Raw genomic sequence first — 17,654 nt, 5'->3', positions numbered from 1 at the left:
TTATCATTTAATCATTTTACGTCGTATTTATTTGTAAGAACATCGATAATACAGTTAAAATAACAAATTAAATCAAACGATTATACCTATATTTACATACAAAATTTGCTACAAAAACTAATTCATAGGGTTAAAAACTAAAAGTAGCAAAGAACACAGTAAATGGAATAAACTAAATTTCAATTCAATGAAAACAATTAGACATTTCTTACTACTTTTTCTGGCAATCTCTGCATTATTAATTTCCTGCAACTCAGTAACCGTACAAACCGACTACGACAAATCGGTTGATTTTTCAAAATACAAAACCTTTTCTTTTTATGAATTGGCGGACAAAAGTGGATCCATAAGCCAATTAAACAAAAACCGAATTATTAATGCCGTGCAAGCTGAAATGATAAAAAAAGGCTTGACTGTATCAGCAGATAACCCCGATGTTTTAGTTAACATCACTACTATTTTGACAGACAAAAAATCAGTTACGGCTAATACCGATTATTACAATTACGGAGGATACTATCGCCCTTACCATTGGGGAGGCGGATATGTAGGCAGCACAACCACATATAACGTTTATGAATACAAAGAAGGCTCCCTGATTATTGATGTTGTCGATGCTTCCAACAAGCAACTGATATGGCAAGGCATAGGCAATAAGGAAATAGATTCGCCTTCTAAAAATCCGGACAAGAACATAACTGAAGCGGTTGCTAAAATCCTGGAGAATTATCCTCCAAAACCAAAAAAATGATATTTACCATTCATAAATCAGGCGTTTTTTTAAGAAAACACAGAGCCTAGTAACAATTTGCGTTAAAATGAAACAATAGCTAAAAAATTAATCCAAAACCAAAATAAGAACTTAAAACAAAAAAAACATGAAAACAAGATCAATCTTAATAACAGGTTTTCTATTGGTTTCCTCACTTTTTGTACAGGCTCAAACCAGTAGCGGCGGTGCTCCCAGTTCAGGCGGAATCAGGCTAAACCTTTATGGCTCATATGCCTTTGAAGACAGTTTTGATTCGTATTACGACTACGGTTATTATTACAATGGAAAAATAGAAGATGGTTTCCTGTATGGAGTCGGAATCGAGTATGAAGCTGCCCCGATGACTTTTGTAGAGCTATCCTGGCAAATGATGGATACAAACGTACCAGCACAATACTACAATGGTGGAATTTTTGATGAGACTGCTAACTTTGATGTAGGGCTAGACTACATCATGTTGGGCGGAAATCGCAGTTTCAGAAAACCAGGCTCGAAAGTGGAAGGCTTTTTTGGTTTAAGCGCTGGTGTTGGTATCATAAAGTTAGAAAACCCTATTAATGGAAATTCAGATTCCACAACTAAATTCGCATGGGGAATGAAAGGTGGTGCAGCTATTTGGGCTACTGAAAAAGTAGGTATTAAACTTCAGGCTCAACTGTTGTCTATAGCACAATCAGTTGGTGGCGGTGTATATATCGGCACAGGAGGACCTGGAGCCGGTGTTAGCAGTTATTCTTCTATTTATCAGTTTACGCTGGGAGGCGGACTCGTATTTAACGTGGGAAATTAATTCATCTCTCCTAATAAAAAAACCTACATGACTTTTGTTATGTAGGTTTTTTTATATTCCGGTTTTTTTATTAATTGTCCGGACGTTTAATAGCTTATTCTATTTAATCGTTATTTTCAATGCTCTTATAAGCATCAATTACCTTCTTAACTAATCGGTGGCGTACAATATCTTTATCATCAAGATAGATGATTCCGATTCCTTCAATATCTTTCAGTACCAATAAAGCTTCTTTTAAACCGGAAATTGTTCTTCTAGGTAAATCCACCTGCCCGGGATCTCCCGTAATGATAAACTTAGCATTCTTACCCATACGTGTAAGAAACATTTTCATTTGCGAGTGCGTGGTGTTTTGTGCCTCATCTAAAATTACAAATGCGTTATCCAATGTACGTCCACGCATAAATGCCAACGGTGCAATCTGAATAATTCCTTTCATGATATAATCATCCAGTGTTTGCGGTGGTATCATATCACGCAGAGCGTCATACAACGGCTGCATATACGGATCTAACTTTTCCTTCATATCACCGGGAAGGAAACCTAAATTTTCGCCGGCTTCAACGGCAGGACGCGTTAAAATGATTCGTTTTACCTGTTTCTCCTTTAAGGCTTTTACTGCCAAAGCCACTCCAGTGTAAGTTTTCCCTGTTCCGGCAGGACCTACGGCAAATACCATATCATTTTTGGTTACATAATCAACTAATTTTTGCTGATTAGGCGTCATGGCTTTAATCAACTTACCTCCTAATCCATGTACCAGAATTTTGTCATGATCCGCCATACGTTGCTCGTCCTGACTGTTCGTTTGCACAATGCGCTCAATTACATTGTCGTCAATGGAATTGTAACGCGAAAAATGATTGATTAAGCGATTAAAGCGTATCTCAAATTCATCCAAAATTTCCTTTTCTCCGTAGGCTTTCACCAGCGTGCCCCGGGCTACAATTTTTAATTTCGGGTATAATTTTTTAATTACTTCAAGATGTGCATCTTGAGCACCCCAAAATTCTTTGGGAGTGATGTCTGTCAATTCGATGGTTCTTTCGTTCAAAAGCAGCTGGATTTAATTAAAAAATAAGTTAGCTTTGCATTATCTCAAATCTAGTGAATTTTAGAAAAACTTTCTGTAATAATTATAAACAAAATGATGTCAATAATTACGCTAACTACCGATTTCGGCTTGAAAGACCACTTTGTTGGCGCGTTAAAAGGCAAGATTATCACAGAACATCCTCAGGCACAGATTTTTGACATTTCGCATAACGTAGATTTGTTCAATATTTCAGAAGCAAGCTATATCATTAGTGCCGCCTACAACAGCTTTCCGAAACAAACCGTGCATATTATTGGGGTCGATTCAGAACGTACTCCGGAGAATAAACACATTGCTATGCTATGGAACGATCATTATTTTATTTGTGCCGATAACGGCATCCTAAGCATCCTCACCCAAAAAATAGTCCCTCAGAAAATTGTGGAAATCAATGTACATGATCGTTTCCCCGAAGGAACTTCTGATATGGAGGTGTTTGTAAAAGTAGCCTGTCACCTGTCAAAAGACGGTTCAATGAGCGTTATCGGAAGAGAAATTACATCATTAAAAACAATAAATGAGTTGCAGGCTATTGTGGTATCTGACTCCAGCTCCATCAGAGGTGCCGTGGTATACATTGATCATTTCGGAAACTGTGTAACTAATATTTCCCGAAAACTGATTCAGGATACGGCAAAAGGACGCTCTTTCGAGATTAAATTCGGAAATAAAACCATCAGAAGTATCCATAAAAGTTATTCTGATTTTAAAGTATCTGACAAATTCACCCTTAAAGACTTCGAAGGAGAACGGCTGGCACTGTTCAATGAGGCCGATTTTCTGGAAATTGCCATTTACAAAAGTAATCCGTCAACCGTTGGTTCTGCTACTTCTTTGCTAGGCCTGAAGTTCAGGGACACTGTTACTATTCAATTCATATAATCAAATCATCAAATAATAAAAAATTAGTATGTTTGTACGCATTGTAAAGCTGAGTTTTCACGAAGAGAATATCCCTGCATTCCTGGAGAATTTTGAACAAATGAAAGAGAAAATCCGAAACGCACCGGGAAACCGTTTACTTGAACTATATCAGGACAAAAACAATCCGTGTATATTTTTCACTTACAGCTATTGGGAAAAAGAGCAGGATCTGGAAAATTACAGAAATTCCGAATTGTTCTACGACGTTTGGACATTCACAAAAAAACTGTTCAACGACAAACCCGAAGCGTGGAGCGTGGACAAGTTAGTTACTTTAGAATAATTAATAAATAATAATAAACAATGAGGATTAAAATGGTTTCAATCCTCGCTTTGACAAGATGAAAGCATTATTACTAAGAGAAATCAAATCCTTTTTCGGTTCGCCAATCGGGTATTTGGTTATCGCTATTTTCCTTTTGATCAACGGATTATTCCTATGGGTCTTTGAAGGAGATTTCAATATTTTAAAAAGCGGATTCGCTGACTTGAGTCCGTTTTTCACTTTAGCTCCGTGGATTTTAATTTTCCTGATTCCTGCTGTAACCATGCGCAGTTTTTCGGATGAGAAAAAACAGGGAACCATCGAATTAATGCTGACCAAACCGTTAAGTACCTGGGAAATCGTAAACGGGAAATTCTTCGGCGCCTTTTTACTGATTGTCATAGCAATCATTCCAACAATCATATATGTTTTCATTATCTCCGATTTAGGAAATCCTACCGGAAACCTTGATATGGGAAGCACTTTAGGTTCATATTTCGGGTTATTGTTCTTAATTGCTGCTTACTCTGCGATTGGAATCTTCACTTCCACCCTTTCAGACAATCAAATTGTTGCTTTTATCCTGGCCGTTTTCTTCTGTTTTATTTTCTATTTCGGATTTGAAGGTTTAGCAACGTATATGGGTGATTTTGGAAGTTTATTTTCAAGCTTCGGATTCGATTATCATTTCAAAAGTATGAGCCGCGGGGTTTTAGACACGCGAGATATTTTATATTTCGTTAGTGTTACCATTACTTTTTTGGCTGGAACAGTGTATCAACTTAAATCTTTGAAATGGTAATGAAAGAAGCTAAAAAACAAGGATTAAAGCAATTAGGATTACTGATCGCCGGATTAATTGCCATTAACGTTTTCGGAAATTACTTTTTCAAACGATTCGATTTAACAGCAGACAAACGATATACTTTATCGGAAGCCTCGTTGAACATCATCAAACAAATTGACAGTCCGCTTTACATTGATGTATTTTTAGAAGGTCAGTTCCCAGCTGAATTCAAGCGTTTACAAGGAGAAACCCGGCAGACCTTAGAAGAATTCAAAGCCTACAACTCCAACATCATTTTCCAGTTTGTAAATCCATTGGAAAAAGAAGAAGAGCGCGAGGCCAATATGAAAATGCTGTATCAAAGAGGTTTAACACCTGTAAGCATCACGGTTGATGACAAAGGAAAACAATCTCAGGAAGTGGTTTTCCCTTGGGCTATTGCAACCTACAACGGTAAAAGCACTAAAGTACAATTGCTGAAAAACATGATGGGCGCTTCTACGGAAGAAAAAGTAGTGAGTTCCGTTCAGCATTTGGAATACGCTTTAGCCGATGCTTTCAATAAAATCACTAAAGCGAAAGAAAAGAAAATCGCTGTAATCAAAGGTATTGGCGAATTGCACGACATTCAGATTGCGGATTTCCTGAAAACGATCCGCGAAAGCTATTATATCGGGCCGTTTACGATGGATTCCGTAGCTAAGAGTCCACAGCGCTCGCTTGAAGCTCTTAAAAAATATGATTTAGCCATTATTGCTAAACCATCCAAACGCTTTACTGAAGAAGAAAAAGAAGTGCTGGATCAATTCATCCTTAACGGAGGAAAAACACTTTGGATGGTAGATGATGTTCAGGCGGAAATGGACAGTCTATACAATGAATCAGGTGCTATTTTGGCCTATCCGAAAGATTTGAACCTTACCGACATGTTCTTCAAATATGGTGTGCGAATCAATCCAACGCTGGTAAAAGACGAACAGGCGACGCCAATAAAACTGGCAACAGGAGAACCAGGAAGCAAGACAGAATACCAGCAATACCCTTGGAAATATGCACCTTTTGTATATCCGCAATCGCAGCATCCAATCGTAAAAAATATTGAAGGAGTTAAATTTGATTTCGTCAATCCGATTGAATTGCTTAAAAACGATATTAAGAAAACTGTTTTAATGGAATCATCCAAATATTCCAAAGCCGTTGGGGTTCCAACCGAAGTTAACCTTGAAATGGTAACGGAAGAAACCAGTCCTAAAGACTATCCTCCAGGAAGTGGTTCATTACCTGTAGCCGTATTATTGGAAGGAAAATTCCATTCGATGTATGAAAACCGCGTACTTCCTTTTAAAGACAAATCATTTGTAAATCAGGGAAAAAACAACAAGATGATTATTATTTCCGACGGTGATGTAATTAAAAACCAGTTGGATCAGGCTTACCAACCTTTGGAATTGGGTTATGACAAATGGACGAATAACCTGTTCGGAAACAAGGAGTTCTTATTAAACTGTATAAATTATCTGCTTGATGACAACGGACTTATCAACATTCGTGGCAAGGACGTAGATCTTCCATTATTGGACAAAGAAAAAGTACACGAAAATTATACGTTCACACAAGCTGTAACTGTCGGATTACCAATAGTTGTGCTGGCTATTTTCGGATTCCTGTTTACCTTCTTGAGAAAGCGTAAATATGCCCGCTAGTTGTTAATAAAAAATATTTTTAAGTTACATAGTTTAGAATATATTTGTGAAGCGTAAAATGAAAATAAAGTTTTACAGCTCTAAAAAAGAAAGAAGATGAAGTTTATTGTATCCAGTTCCTATTTGTTAAAACAGCTACAGGTTTTAGGTAGTGTAATCAACAGCAGCAACACCCTGCCTATTTTAGATAATTTCTTATTTGAATTAGACAACAACCAGTTACGTGTTTCAGCATCTGATTTAGAGACTACCATGTCTTCTACTTTAGAAATTGATTCTACCAGTCAAGGCAGCGTAGCCGTTCCGGCAAAATTATTATTGGAAATACTTAAAACGTTCCCTGAGCAGCCTTTAACATTCACTGTTGAGGATAACAATACTATCGAAATCAGCTCTAATTCGGGTAAATATGCATTAGCATACGCTCCGGGAGAAGAATTCCCTAAAGCTGTTGTTTTAGAAGAACCGTCTTCAACATTAGTTCCTGCCGAAGTATTGGCAACTGCGGTAAGCAAAACCATTTTCGCAGCCGGAAACGATGATTTACGTCCGGTAATGTCAGGAGTTTTCTTCCAGTTCTCTACAGAAGGATTGATTTTCGTAGCAACGGATGCTCATAAATTGGTAAAATACGCCCGTGCAGATGTAAAAGCATCGCAGGCTGCCGATTTCATTATGCCGAAAAAACCTTTGAACATTTTAAAAGGAATCCTTGCAACATCAGATGCAGAAGTAAAAATCGAATACAACGATTCTAATGCAACTTTCTCTTTTGACAACTATACATTAACATGTCGTTTAATTGATGGTAAATACCCTAATTATGAAGCGGTAATTCCAAAAGAGAACCCTAATAAACTGGTTATGGACAGATCACAATTTTTAAGCTCTGTTCGTCGTGTGGCTATCTTCGCCAACAAAACCACGCACCAAATACGTTTAAAAATTGCGGGAGCTGAATTGAATATTTCAGCAGAAGATATCGATTACTCAAACAAAGCTGAAGAGCGTTTAACATGTGATTATCAAGGTGACGATATGCAGATTGGTTTCAACTCACGTTTCTTAACAGAGATGCTTACAAACTTACAATCGGATGAAATCCAATTGGAAATGTCTTTACCAAACCGCGCCGGAATCCTTACTCCTGTTGACGGATTAGACGAAGGCGAAACAGTTACCATGTTGGTAATGCCGGTAATGTTGAATAATTAGTAAACAGTCACAGTAAAAAGTAAAAAGTGAAAACTGAGACTGAAAACTAAAAAAGTCTATAACTAACCCTTTTATACCAAAAAACCGCAATCCAGTTATGAGGAATTGCGGTTTTTTATTGTTGTATATTCTTTAACTACCACTTATTTACTCTCATGAAACGCTAAAATAGGTGTTTCGATGTGGTAAGAAAGTTTTTGTGTCAGGCTGTGGGTAAACAATTCCTGGAAGAAGTTGCGTTTATGTGTAACCATCGCCAGCATATCAATGTGTTGATGCTCGATAAAGTCAAGAATGGTTTCCTTCACATCATCGTGTGGGATCAAAAAGAACTCCACCGGTTCGTTTTTAAATGGCGCTTTCCAAAATTCCATACCTTCTTCGGTTACATTAAATCCGTGTGTTCTGACGGTTACACATTTCACTTTGGCGTGGAATTTCTTAGCAATAGCCACTACTCGATGCAATACTTCACTATCTTGATCGTTGAATGTTGTAGTGAATCCTATATTTTGCAATAATTTGAATTTGGCTTTATTAGGCACACTCAAAAGTGTTACAGGTACATTCACAATCGCATTTCCAGTATTGGAACCCAAAAACACTTCTTGCATGCCGGAAGCACCATTAGTACCCATCACAATCATGTCTATTTTTTCGTCATGACACATTTCTTTCATGATGCGCACCAAATCACCGTGGCGCAACACGTGACTCATCTTAACATTCCCAAGCTGGTGTTTATCTGCTATTTCGCGTAAAATCGGAATTTGATCCTTAAAATTTTCAAAGTTGTCCAATTCAATAGAATCGTAAATCTCAACCAATGTCACCGGAACTTCCCCGAATGACACCGTAGGCAAATCATAAACATGGAGTACAATGACTTCCGCATCGATAGATTTTGCCATATCCAAAGCATAAACAAACGCATTGTTTGCTGTTTCGGAAAAATCGGTAGGGAAAAGTATCTTTTTCATAACTGTCGGTTTTCGTGTTGGTTTTCAAATTGTTACATAAAGTTACTAAAAGAAAAGCAAATAAAATCTGATTAATATGAGTTTTTCAATTATTTAACCGTGAGGAAGTTATGAGCTATGAATCATAAGTTATGAGTTACAGAATATGGTATTTGGAATCTGGAATTTGAAACTTTGAAATTTTGTAACTTTGCAACCGGTAAACCAAGTAACTCAAAAAAAATGATTCCAAACGATACTATTGTAGCCTTAGCAACACCTTCCGGAGCCGGTGCGATTGCTGTTATCCGTCTTTCAGGGAAAGATGCTATTGCTATTGCTTCGCTGGTATTCCAGTCGGTTTCCGGGAAGGACATTACCCTTCAAAAAACCCATACGCTGCATTTAGGGCATATTGTCGACGATAGTAAAGTAATCGACCAGGTATTGTTATCACTTTTCAGAGGAACGAATTCGTATACCGGAGAAAATACCGTTGAAATCTCTTGTCACGGCTCAACCTATATCCAACAGCAGATTATCCAGCTATTGCTTCGTAAAGGATGCCGAATGGCACAACCGGGTGAATTCACGCTCCGTTCGTTTTTGAACGGGAAAATGGACTTATCGCAAGCCGAAGCTGTAGCCGATTTGATTGCTTCGGATAATGAAGCATCCCACCAAATTGCCATACAGCAGATGCGTGGCGGATTCAGTAATGAAATTGCGAAACTGCGAGAAGAACTTTTAAACTTCGCTTCCCTTATCGAGTTGGAGTTGGACTTTGCCGAAGAAGATGTTGAATTTGCTGACCGTACACAGTTTCATGACCTGTTAAACCGAATTGAATTTGTTCTTAAGCGTTTGATTGATTCATTTGCTGTGGGTAACGTAATCAAAAACGGAATCCCCGTAGCAATTGTAGGTGAACCGAATGTTGGAAAATCTACCCTGCTGAATGCGTTGCTGAATGAAGAACGTGCCATCGTATCCGACATCGCCGGAACAACCCGCGACACTATCGAAGATGAGTTAGTTATTGACGGTATTGGGTTTAGATTCATCGATACAGCCGGTATCCGTGAAACACAGGATCATGTGGAAAGCATCGGTATCAAAAAAACATTTGAGAAGATCGAATTAGCTCAGGTGGTTTTGTATTTAGTTGACGGTTCACAGTTTGCGGCTGACAGTCAATTAGACACTTTTATTAATGAAATAGGTAAAATCCAAAACCAATACCCGCTAAAATCGTTAATCGTTATTGTTAACAAAAAAGACTTAATTCCTCAGGATACTTTGACCCAAATCAACAACAGGTTAAGTACTTATCAAGAGGAACTATCAACAATCAACCGTACACTTTCAACTATCTTCATATCTGCCAAAAACAAAGAAGGCATCGACGACCTGAAAAACCAGTTACTTTCTTTTGTAAACACTGGAGCGCTTCGCAACAACGAAACGATCGTAACCAACACAAGGCATTACGATTCGTTACTGAAAGCCTTGGAAGAAATCCAAAAGGTACAATGGGGCTTACAAAGCGGTATTTCCGCCGATTTAATGGCAATCGACATCCGTCAGGCGTTGTTCTATTTCGGTGAAATTACAGGACAGGTTACTAACGATGAATTGTTGGGGAATATTTTTGCTAATTTCTGTATCGGAAAGTAAACCCAGTTCGTTAGTTGGCAGGTTTGATTCCTTCAAAAACAGGCAATATTCCTATGTGACCTCACTTCATATTCTGTTAGCACATTCTTGACAGAATCAACACACAATCACTTGTAATTCAATTATTTATTATTAATTTTAACAAATAAAACAGTATATTAAACCAATTTTGGTTTACAATTTTGCTATTCTAAATCTAACTTGGTTAGAATGATTTTTAAACAGTCGTATTTTTCTATTTTCGATTAACAAAAACTTTAAAAAACATCTTTCAGAAGAAGTCTGCTAAAAACTCTGAGGCCCCATTTCATAAAATTTATTTTTAAGTGAAGATACTGTAGAGACCGACCTTCACAGTTCTTAAAAAATTAAATAGTATGAAAACATATTTTACTTTTTTAATCGGATTATTACTTTCTTTTCTTAGTTATTCCCAACCCGCCATACAATGGCAAAAAAACTATGGCGGCTCAGCAGATGATTACGGAAAGAGCATTTGTCAAGCCTCAGACGGTGGTTATCTTATTTCCGGACTGACAGGTTCTAATGATGGTGACATTACAGGATTTCATGGAGATTATGATTGTTGGATTGCAAAAATAAACAGCACCGGAACGATTCAATGGAAAAGAACATTGGGAGGTTCCGGTTTGGACAACATTAACAGCATACAACAAACCTTGGATGGCGGCTATATTCTCGCAGGCTCAACCAATTCATCAGATGGAGATATTACAAGCAATCAGGGAGGTTATGATTGTTGGGTTATAAAATTAAATAGCTCAGGAACCATTGTGTGGAAAAAAACGTTTGGGGGTACCGGTTGGGAATCAGTACTAAGCATCCAACAAACCTCAGATGGAGGATATATATTTGCCGGTTATAGCGGCTCTGCAAATGGTGATGTCGCATCAGTTTATGCGGGTACTAATTTTTGGGTAGTAAAGCTGGATGCTGCAGGAACTATTCTGTGGCAGAAAACATTTGGCGGCAACGGGCAAGACTATGCATGGAGTATACAGCAAACTACAGATGGCGGATACATTGTTGCCGGGGAAACCAATTCTACTGATGGTGATATTACTTCAAATGTCGTAAATTACGATGGCTGGATTGTAAAATTGAATGCAAACGGAATTATGCAATGGCAGAGAACCTTGGGAGGAGACAATGCTGATAGTATTTATTGCATTCGACAAACCTCTGATGGTGGGTTTATCCTTGTAGGGAATAGTTATGGCAATATCTACATCCATAAATTAAATGCAAACGGCATTCCTCAATGGTATGAAATTGCTGGAGGTACAGGCGCTGATATCCCCTATGACATACAACAAACTGTTGATGGTGGTTATATTGTTGCAGGTGTCACTTCTTCTACTGACGGAGATGTGACGGAAAATCATGGTGGTTATGATTATTGGATTGTAAAATTTGACGCATCAGGAGGAATACTGTGGCAAAAAACACTGGGTGGTTCAGGTGATGACAGGGCCTTTGCTATCCAAAAAATTTCTGATGGGGGCTATATTATCGCAGGAATGAGCAATTCTACAAATGGAGATATAACAGAATATCATGGCGATTATGATTATTGGATCGTTAAATTAACATCCGAACAATTAGCAACTAATGACTTCCAACAAGAAAATTCATTTATAATTTATCACAACCCAATTTCAAATTTAGCAACGATCTCCTTGTCCCTTTCACAACCGGAAAATGTTTCCATCCATCTTTTTGATTTAAATGGAAGATTCATAAAAAGTTTATTTGATGGTGATTTGGATTTTGGCAAAAAATCCATCGACATGAATACCAGTCATTTAACAAGTGGGATATATTTAATTCAAATAAAGATAGGCAGACATTATAAAACTCAAAAATTGATAGTCAGATAATCTTCATCAATGAAATAATTCAATAAAAAAGACGTGGCTTCGACAGGCTCAGCCACCGGAACTCCAATTTAATGACTGCATGGATCCTGAGCCTGTCGAAGGGTCGAAGGGTCGAAGCCCTTTTTCACCTATTCTTCAATTCATTAATTTCCCTTTTCAATTCCAGGAACATATCTTTTACACTTTCCGTTTCTGAGACCTCCTGTTTTCTGTCGCTTAGACCTATATTACATTTATATTCCCAAATTTCAAGAATGTCCGAAGCCTTGACTTCATAGGGCGGGTAAAAGCTGTTATCCGATTCAACCACCAACACGTTTCTTTTGTTCTTATTCAATCGTTTATAGACTATACCTTCATCTTTAGTAATAAAAATATAGGTCTTACCATCCACTACCCCACCTAAATTCTCAACATAACGTCCTACGATTATGCTTCCGTCTTCATGGGGCGGCATGGAATCGCCTTCTACAGGAAAACCCCTGAATTTTCCCGAACCTAAAAAAGGCAGGGAAATATGTTGCAGGCTTTCTATAAACTCAGGGTCTGCATATCCGGTAAGGTAACCAGCTTTTGCTTTATGCGGAACGACTTCAATAAAACTTTCGCCGTATTTATCCACTGTAATTGGCAAAAGGAGCCTGTTATCTTCCAGTTTCAGCAGTTCATCCATAGGCACTTTCCTCACATCCACAGAAAGTAGCAGATCAATACTGATATGATAAAAATAAGATATGCTTTTTAATATTTCATAAGGAGCTTCCGAAGTCCCGTCTTCATATTTAACGTACCTGCCCCGGGTTATACCCAGTGATTCGGCAAGCTTTTCCTGAGAAATCTTCTTTTCTGCTCTAAGATACCTGATGTTGTCCGAAAATAAAGACATGGTTATTTTGTTACAATTTGTAACATCAAATATACTAAATTTTGTTACAACCTGTACTAATTTTGTATGATACAAATAGAGAAAGATTATGGCAAGGGCAATTGTACACATGGATTTAGATACATTTTTCGTATCGTGCGAAAGAAAAACAAACTCCCAATTAATCGGAGTTCCACTGATTATAGGAGGCGGAGACAGAGGTGTTGTGGCTTCCTGTTCGTATGAAGCCCGTGTCTTTGGAGTGCGTTCAGCTATGCCTGTCAAAATGGCCTTACGATTATGCCCTCAGGCCAAAGTAATGAAAGGCGACATGGAATTGTATTCCCGATTATCGCACGAAGTAACCGAAGTCATCAAAGAAAAAGCTCCTATTGTAGAAAAGGCAAGCATCGATGAGTTTTACCTCGACATTACCGGCTTGGACAAGTTTTTCGGCTGCTACAAATGGACGGATGAACTGGCCCAGTCAGTTACCAGGGAAACAGGTTTACCAATAAGCTTTGCGCTATCAGTCAACAAAACGGTTTCTAAAATTGGAACCGGAGAAGCCAAGCAAAAAGGAAATCTCGAAATTCCTGAAAATAGGGTCAAACAATTCTTAAATCCGCTGTCCATCCAAAAAATCCCTATGGTGGGCGATGTGACGTTCCAGTTACTGTCCCGTATCGGAATTCGAACGATTCAGACGCTTTCCGAAATGCCTGTGGAGGTATTACAGCGCATGATCGGTAAAAACGGCATTGAGTTATGGAAAAAAGCCAATGGTATCGATAATAATCCTGTTGAACCATATACGGAACGGAAATCTATTTCAACCGAACATACTTTTGTACACGACACCATCGATGTTCACAAACTCAAAGCGGTGCTTTCCGGCATGGTCGAAAAACTTGCTTTTCAACTGCGGTCAGAACAATGGTTAACATCAACGGTGACGGTCAAAATCCGATACGCCAATTTCGATACCGAAACCAAACAGTGCCGAGTACAATATACTTCGGCCGATCATATCCTGACAAAAACGGTTACCGATCTATTCGATAAAGCCTACCAGCGTCGCATGCGGCTTCGGTTAATCGGAATCCGTTTCAGCGGACTGGTAAGGGGAACGTATCAGATAAACATGTTTGAGGATACCGAGGAAATGCTCTCACTGTATCAGGCTATGGATAACATAAAGAACCGGTTCGGTTATGATGCTGTAATGCGCTGCGCCGGCGCAACTTTCAAACCCAACAATAAGGCAGAAATCTTAAAACGTAAATTATAACGCGATGTACCTGAATTGTCATTCCTTTCATTCCCTGCGCTACGGAACTATTCCTGTTTCCGAATTGGTCCAGCAGTCTGTTGCCAACAATGTACAGGCAATGGCTTTAACAGACATTAATACGGTAACCGGCATTTATGATTTTATAAAACTATGCAATGAAGTCAATATCAAACCGCTTATTGGAATGGAGTTTCGTTGCAGTCACAAATTACGTTACATCGGCTTGGCTAAAAATGCAAACGGACTGGCCCAAATGAACCGCTTTCTTACCAAACACAATTTTGACAACACTCCCCTACCGGTTTTAGCTCCGGAGTATAATGATGTGTATTTCATTTATCCTTTCGAAGATACGCCTACTGAATTGAAAGAAAACGAATATATAGGCATCCGTCCAGAACAGCTTTCAAAATTATTTCTCCCGCATTGGAAAGCCTGGCTGCATAAAATGGTGATACTTCAGCCTGTTACCTTCCGAACAAAAAAAGAATTCAATTTGCATAAGATAGTACGAGCCATAGATACCAACGCAATCTTATCCAAACTTTCGGATGACGATTATTGCAAAACTTCAGATGTAATGATTCCTTTGGAACAATTGCTTGCGAAATTTTCAGAATACCCGCAAATCATAGAAAACACTGGAAAACTAATCGAACAATGCAATTTTGAATTCGAATTCAAAAAACCCAGAAACAAAAAATTCTATACCGAAAGCCGGGAAAGCGATATAAAACTGCTGACCAAACTCGCTCTTGAAGGATTATCAAAAAGATACGGTCAAGATAATCTGCAAGCCTTGGCAAGAGTTGAAAAGGAATTAAAAGTAATTGATCAATTGGAGTTCAGCGGTTATTTCCTGATAACCTGGGATATCATCCAATACAGCAATAGTCAGGGGTTCCTCCATATCGGTCGTGGCAGCGGCGCGAACAGTATCGTGAGCTATTGCCTTGGCATAACGGATATCTGTCCCATCGAACTGGATTTATATTTTGAACGCTTCCTGAATGAAAACCGCAAGAGCCCTCCCGATTTTGATATTGACTGGTCATGGAAAGAGCGTGATACTATTCTCGCATACATCTTTAATAAATATGGAGCCGATTACGTTGCTTTTTGCGGAACGAATGTAGAATTTAAGTACCGTTCCATATTCAGGGAAGTGGGGAAAGTTTTTGGTTTACCGAAAGAAGAACTAGACGTATTGGCCAAAAATCCCATGGCGCTTCATGATACTAATTCTGTGGTAAAACTTGTTCAGGAATACGGAATGCTGCTCGAAAAATATCCCAATCAACGCAGTATGCATTCCTGCGGGATATTGATTTCCGAAGAGCCCATAACCAATTACACCCCCTTGGAAATGCCTCCGAAAGGTTTTCCAATTGTTTTATTTGACATGCACATTGCAGAGGATATCGGTTTTGAAAAATTCGACATCCTTAGCCAGCGTGGCATTGGCCATATCGATGAAAGCGTAAAAGTGATTGAAAAAAACCGGAATATCAGAGTAGATATCCGCGATACTTCTTTATCAAAAAATGAAGCAACGGCTAACGAATTCCTGAGCCGGGGAAAAACAATCGGATGTTTTTATATTGAAAGTCCTGCCATGCGGGGATTATTACGCCGTCTGAAATGCGATAACTATAAAACCCTCGTCGCCGCTTCATCCATTATACGTCCCGGCGTGGCACAATCCGGTATGATGAAGGAATATATCTTCAGGCATAACCATCCCGACCGTTTCGAATATTTCCATGATGTTTTTAAAGAACAGCTCGGAGAAACCTATGGCATTATGGTGTATCAGGAAGACGTAATTAAAATCGCCCTGCATTATGCCGGACTTCCGGCTGCCGATGGCGATATTCTCCGCCGGGCCATGAGCGGTAAAGGACGTTCAAAATCGGCATTGCAAAAAGTAAAAGATAATTACTTTGCCTGTTGTGCCCAAAAAGGACATCCATTGAAATTGAGCGAGGAAATCTACAGACAGATTGAATCCTTTGCCGGTTATTCATTCTGCAAGGCGCACTCTGCTTCCTATGCTGTGGAAAGTTACCAGAGTCTTTATCTGAAAGTACATTATCCCATCGAATTCATGGTGGCTGTCATCAATAACCAAGGCGGTTTTTACCGTACCGAAGTATATGTGCATGAAGCCAAAATGTCTGGGGCGACAATACAGAATCCATGCGTAAACAAAAGCGAATTCGAAACTACGGTATATGGCACAGATGTATATTTAGGATTCATGCATCTGGATAGCTTTGAAACCAAAATAGCACAGTTTCTGATTAAAGAGCGTAAGAATAATGGTGAATTCAGATCATTGGAAGACTTTATCACCCGAATTCCCATTGGTATCGAAAGCATTCAGATTTTAATTTTTATCGGGGCTTTCCGCTTTACCGGAAAATCGAAAAACGAGTTGCTGGTGATTGCAAGACTGCTTTTGGTAAACTTCAAACCTGAAAACAGAAATCTCATGCTCCTTCAGGAACCCATAAAAGAATATGAATTGCCGGCACTCGAACGCTCACCGTTTGAAGATGCTTTTGATGAAATCGAACTGCTGGGCTTTCCGGTTTCCTTTACGCCATTCGATTTATTACAGACAAAATATCGTGGAAGCGTATTGGCCAAAGATTTATTGCACTACCATAAAAAAAGCGTAAAAATGCTGGGGTATCTGATTTCAAGAAAACATGTTCCTACCAAAATGGGCACCATGTATTTTGGTACCTGGATCGATAATGACGGAGAATATTTTGACACTGCCCATTTTACAAACAGTCTGGAACAATACCCTTTTCAGGGTGGCGGATGTTATCTGCTGCTCGGAAATGTCGAAGTCGATTTTCATTTTCCTACGATAACCATTACCAAAATGGCTAAAATGCCCTTTGTCGCCGATCCCCGATATTCGAATGCAAACGACAGGCAGTATAAAGTACATCAGCAAATCCGTGAAGATGTCAGCATGACACATCGTGCTCCCTATCCGCAGGAACATGAAATTAACCTGCCAAGGAGAAAGATGAACTCGTAAATTATATATATCATCTGCTAGGTGGCTGAGACTCTCTTCGTTCCAGTGACTAAGTCTGTCTTCGCTCCGGTGACTGAGGCTCTCTTCGTTCCAGTGGCTGAGGCTCTCTTCGTTTCGGTGGCTGAGGCTCTCTTCGTTCTGGTGGCTGAGGCTCTCGAAGCCTCACTTTCCAGAAACCATTACAACTGGCATCTGATGCTCTCTTCTTCCCAATGCATGAAGCTCTCTTCGCTCCGGTGGCTGAGGCTCTCGAAGCCCCGGCTCATTAACTTTTAGAACGGTCGAAGCCCGGTGCCTGCGCCAAAGTCAGCCACTTCGATAGCATCACACCTAATCCCTCATCTCTAT

General features: G+C 39.0%; 14 protein-coding genes. 11 read left to right on the top strand and 3 right to left on the bottom strand.

Annotated features, from left to right (window positions below; translation table 11 throughout):
• Positions 1-187 precede the first annotated feature (187 nt).
• Positions 188-751 (top strand): DUF4136 domain-containing protein, encoded by a 564-nt coding sequence (locus tag LZF87_RS09285; RefSeq protein ID WP_244338651.1) that lies wholly within the window; start codon positions 188-190, stop codon positions 749-751.
• A 127-nt stretch (positions 752-878) separates the two neighbouring features.
• A complete protein-coding gene (locus LZF87_RS09280; RefSeq protein ID WP_244338650.1) occupies positions 879-1,562 on the top strand; it encodes a hypothetical protein in 684 nt (227 codons plus the stop codon).
• A 103-nt stretch (positions 1,563-1,665) separates the two neighbouring features.
• Here the strand turns inward: LZF87_RS09280 and LZF87_RS09275 are convergent, their stop codons facing one another.
• Positions 1,666-2,616, bottom strand: coding sequence for a PhoH family protein (locus LZF87_RS09275; RefSeq protein ID WP_244338649.1), 951 nt, complete (start codon positions 2,614-2,616; stop codon positions 1,666-1,668).
• Between the two features lie 96 nt (positions 2,617-2,712).
• Between LZF87_RS09275 and LZF87_RS09270 the strand changes: the two genes are divergently transcribed.
• The 5 genes from LZF87_RS09270 to dnaN all read left to right on the top strand — a co-directional run bounded on the left by LZF87_RS09270 (position 2,713) and on the right by dnaN (position 7,552).
• Positions 2,713-3,540: an SAM hydrolase/SAM-dependent halogenase family protein gene (locus tag LZF87_RS09270; protein WP_244343811.1), complete on the top strand. Its 828-nt coding sequence runs from the start codon at positions 2,713-2,715 to the stop codon at positions 3,538-3,540.
• Between the two features lie 28 nt (positions 3,541-3,568).
• Entirely contained in the window at positions 3,569-3,865 is a 297-nt protein-coding gene (locus LZF87_RS09265; protein ID WP_244338648.1) for a putative quinol monooxygenase, read from the top strand.
• Between the two features lie 58 nt (positions 3,866-3,923).
• Positions 3,924-4,649 carry a gliding motility-associated ABC transporter permease subunit GldF gene (gene gldF, locus LZF87_RS09260; RefSeq protein ID WP_244338647.1) on the top strand — a complete coding sequence of 242 codons (726 nt, stop codon included), beginning with the start codon at positions 3,924-3,926 and terminating at the stop codon, positions 4,647-4,649.
• Positions 4,649-6,337 (top strand): gliding motility-associated ABC transporter substrate-binding protein GldG, encoded by a 1,689-nt coding sequence (gene gldG, locus LZF87_RS09255; protein ID WP_244338646.1) that lies wholly within the window; start codon positions 4,649-4,651, stop codon positions 6,335-6,337. The genes gldF and gldG overlap by 1 nt, the downstream gene beginning before the upstream one ends.
• A gap of 96 nt (positions 6,338-6,433) precedes the next feature.
• Positions 6,434-7,552: a DNA polymerase III subunit beta gene (gene dnaN, locus LZF87_RS09250; protein ID WP_244338645.1), complete on the top strand. Its 1,119-nt coding sequence runs from the start codon at positions 6,434-6,436 to the stop codon at positions 7,550-7,552.
• Positions 7,553-7,695: 143 nt separating this feature from the next.
• Here the strand turns inward: dnaN and LZF87_RS09245 are convergent, their stop codons facing one another.
• Positions 7,696-8,532: a universal stress protein gene (locus LZF87_RS09245; protein WP_244338644.1), complete on the bottom strand. Its 837-nt coding sequence runs from the start codon at positions 8,530-8,532 to the stop codon at positions 7,696-7,698.
• A gap of 222 nt (positions 8,533-8,754) precedes the next feature.
• Between LZF87_RS09245 and mnmE the strand changes: the two genes are divergently transcribed.
• Positions 8,755-10,188 (top strand): tRNA uridine-5-carboxymethylaminomethyl(34) synthesis GTPase MnmE, encoded by a 1,434-nt coding sequence (mnmE, locus tag LZF87_RS09240; RefSeq protein ID WP_244338643.1) that lies wholly within the window; start codon positions 8,755-8,757, stop codon positions 10,186-10,188.
• 377 nt (positions 10,189-10,565) lie between these two features.
• Positions 10,566-12,089, top strand: coding sequence for a T9SS type A sorting domain-containing protein (locus LZF87_RS09235; protein ID WP_244338642.1), 1,524 nt, complete (start codon positions 10,566-10,568; stop codon positions 12,087-12,089).
• Between the two features lie 124 nt (positions 12,090-12,213).
• On the opposite strand, the gene LZF87_RS09230 is transcribed toward LZF87_RS09235, so the two are convergent.
• Positions 12,214-12,975 (bottom strand): XRE family transcriptional regulator, encoded by a 762-nt coding sequence (locus LZF87_RS09230; RefSeq protein WP_244338641.1) that lies wholly within the window; start codon positions 12,973-12,975, stop codon positions 12,214-12,216.
• Between the two features lie 88 nt (positions 12,976-13,063).
• Here LZF87_RS09230 and dinB point away from each other — a divergent pair, with 88 nt between their 5' ends.
• Positions 13,064-14,245, top strand: a complete 1,182-nt coding sequence (gene dinB, locus LZF87_RS09225) for a DNA polymerase IV (RefSeq protein ID WP_244338640.1) — start codon at positions 13,064-13,066, stop codon at positions 14,243-14,245.
• A gap of 4 nt (positions 14,246-14,249) precedes the next feature.
• Positions 14,250-17,306, top strand: a complete 3,057-nt coding sequence (locus LZF87_RS09220; RefSeq protein ID WP_244338639.1) for a DNA polymerase III subunit alpha — start codon at positions 14,250-14,252, stop codon at positions 17,304-17,306.
• The last annotated feature ends 348 nt before the right edge of the window (positions 17,307-17,654 follow it).

It is taken from the genome of Flavobacterium enshiense (assembly GCF_022836875.1).
GTDB lineage: Bacteria > Bacteroidota > Bacteroidia > Flavobacteriales > Flavobacteriaceae > Flavobacterium > Flavobacterium enshiense_A.
The sequence above is the reverse complement of the archived record's forward strand: the minus strand, read 5'-3'. Positions and strand labels throughout refer to the sequence as shown.

Coding starts and splice junctions, on each gene's coding strand:
- LZF87_RS09285 (WP_244338651.1), top strand. CDS start 188: ATGAAAACAATTAGACATTTCTTACTACTTTTTCTGGCAATCTCTGCA.
- LZF87_RS09280 (WP_244338650.1), top strand. CDS start 879: ATGAAAACAAGATCAATCTTAATAACAGGTTTTCTATTGGTTTCCTCA.
- LZF87_RS09270 (WP_244343811.1), top strand. CDS start 2,713: ATGTCAATAATTACGCTAACTACCGATTTCGGCTTGAAAGACCACTTT.
- LZF87_RS09265 (WP_244338648.1), top strand. CDS start 3,569: ATGTTTGTACGCATTGTAAAGCTGAGTTTTCACGAAGAGAATATCCCT.
- gldF (WP_244338647.1), top strand. CDS start 3,924: ATGAAAGCATTATTACTAAGAGAAATCAAATCCTTTTTCGGTTCGCCA.
- gldG (WP_244338646.1), top strand. CDS start 4,649: ATGAAAGAAGCTAAAAAACAAGGATTAAAGCAATTAGGATTACTGATC.
- dnaN (WP_244338645.1), top strand. CDS start 6,434: ATGAAGTTTATTGTATCCAGTTCCTATTTGTTAAAACAGCTACAGGTT.
- LZF87_RS09245 (WP_244338644.1), bottom strand. CDS start 8,532: ATGAAAAAGATACTTTTCCCTACCGATTTTTCCGAAACAGCAAACAAT.
- mnmE (WP_244338643.1), top strand. CDS start 8,755: ATGATTCCAAACGATACTATTGTAGCCTTAGCAACACCTTCCGGAGCC.
- LZF87_RS09235 (WP_244338642.1), top strand. CDS start 10,566: ATGAAAACATATTTTACTTTTTTAATCGGATTATTACTTTCTTTTCTT.
- LZF87_RS09230 (WP_244338641.1), bottom strand. CDS start 12,975: ATGTCTTTATTTTCGGACAACATCAGGTATCTTAGAGCAGAAAAGAAG.
- dinB (WP_244338640.1), top strand. CDS start 13,064: ATGGCAAGGGCAATTGTACACATGGATTTAGATACATTTTTCGTATCG.
- LZF87_RS09220 (WP_244338639.1), top strand. CDS start 14,250: ATGTACCTGAATTGTCATTCCTTTCATTCCCTGCGCTACGGAACTATT.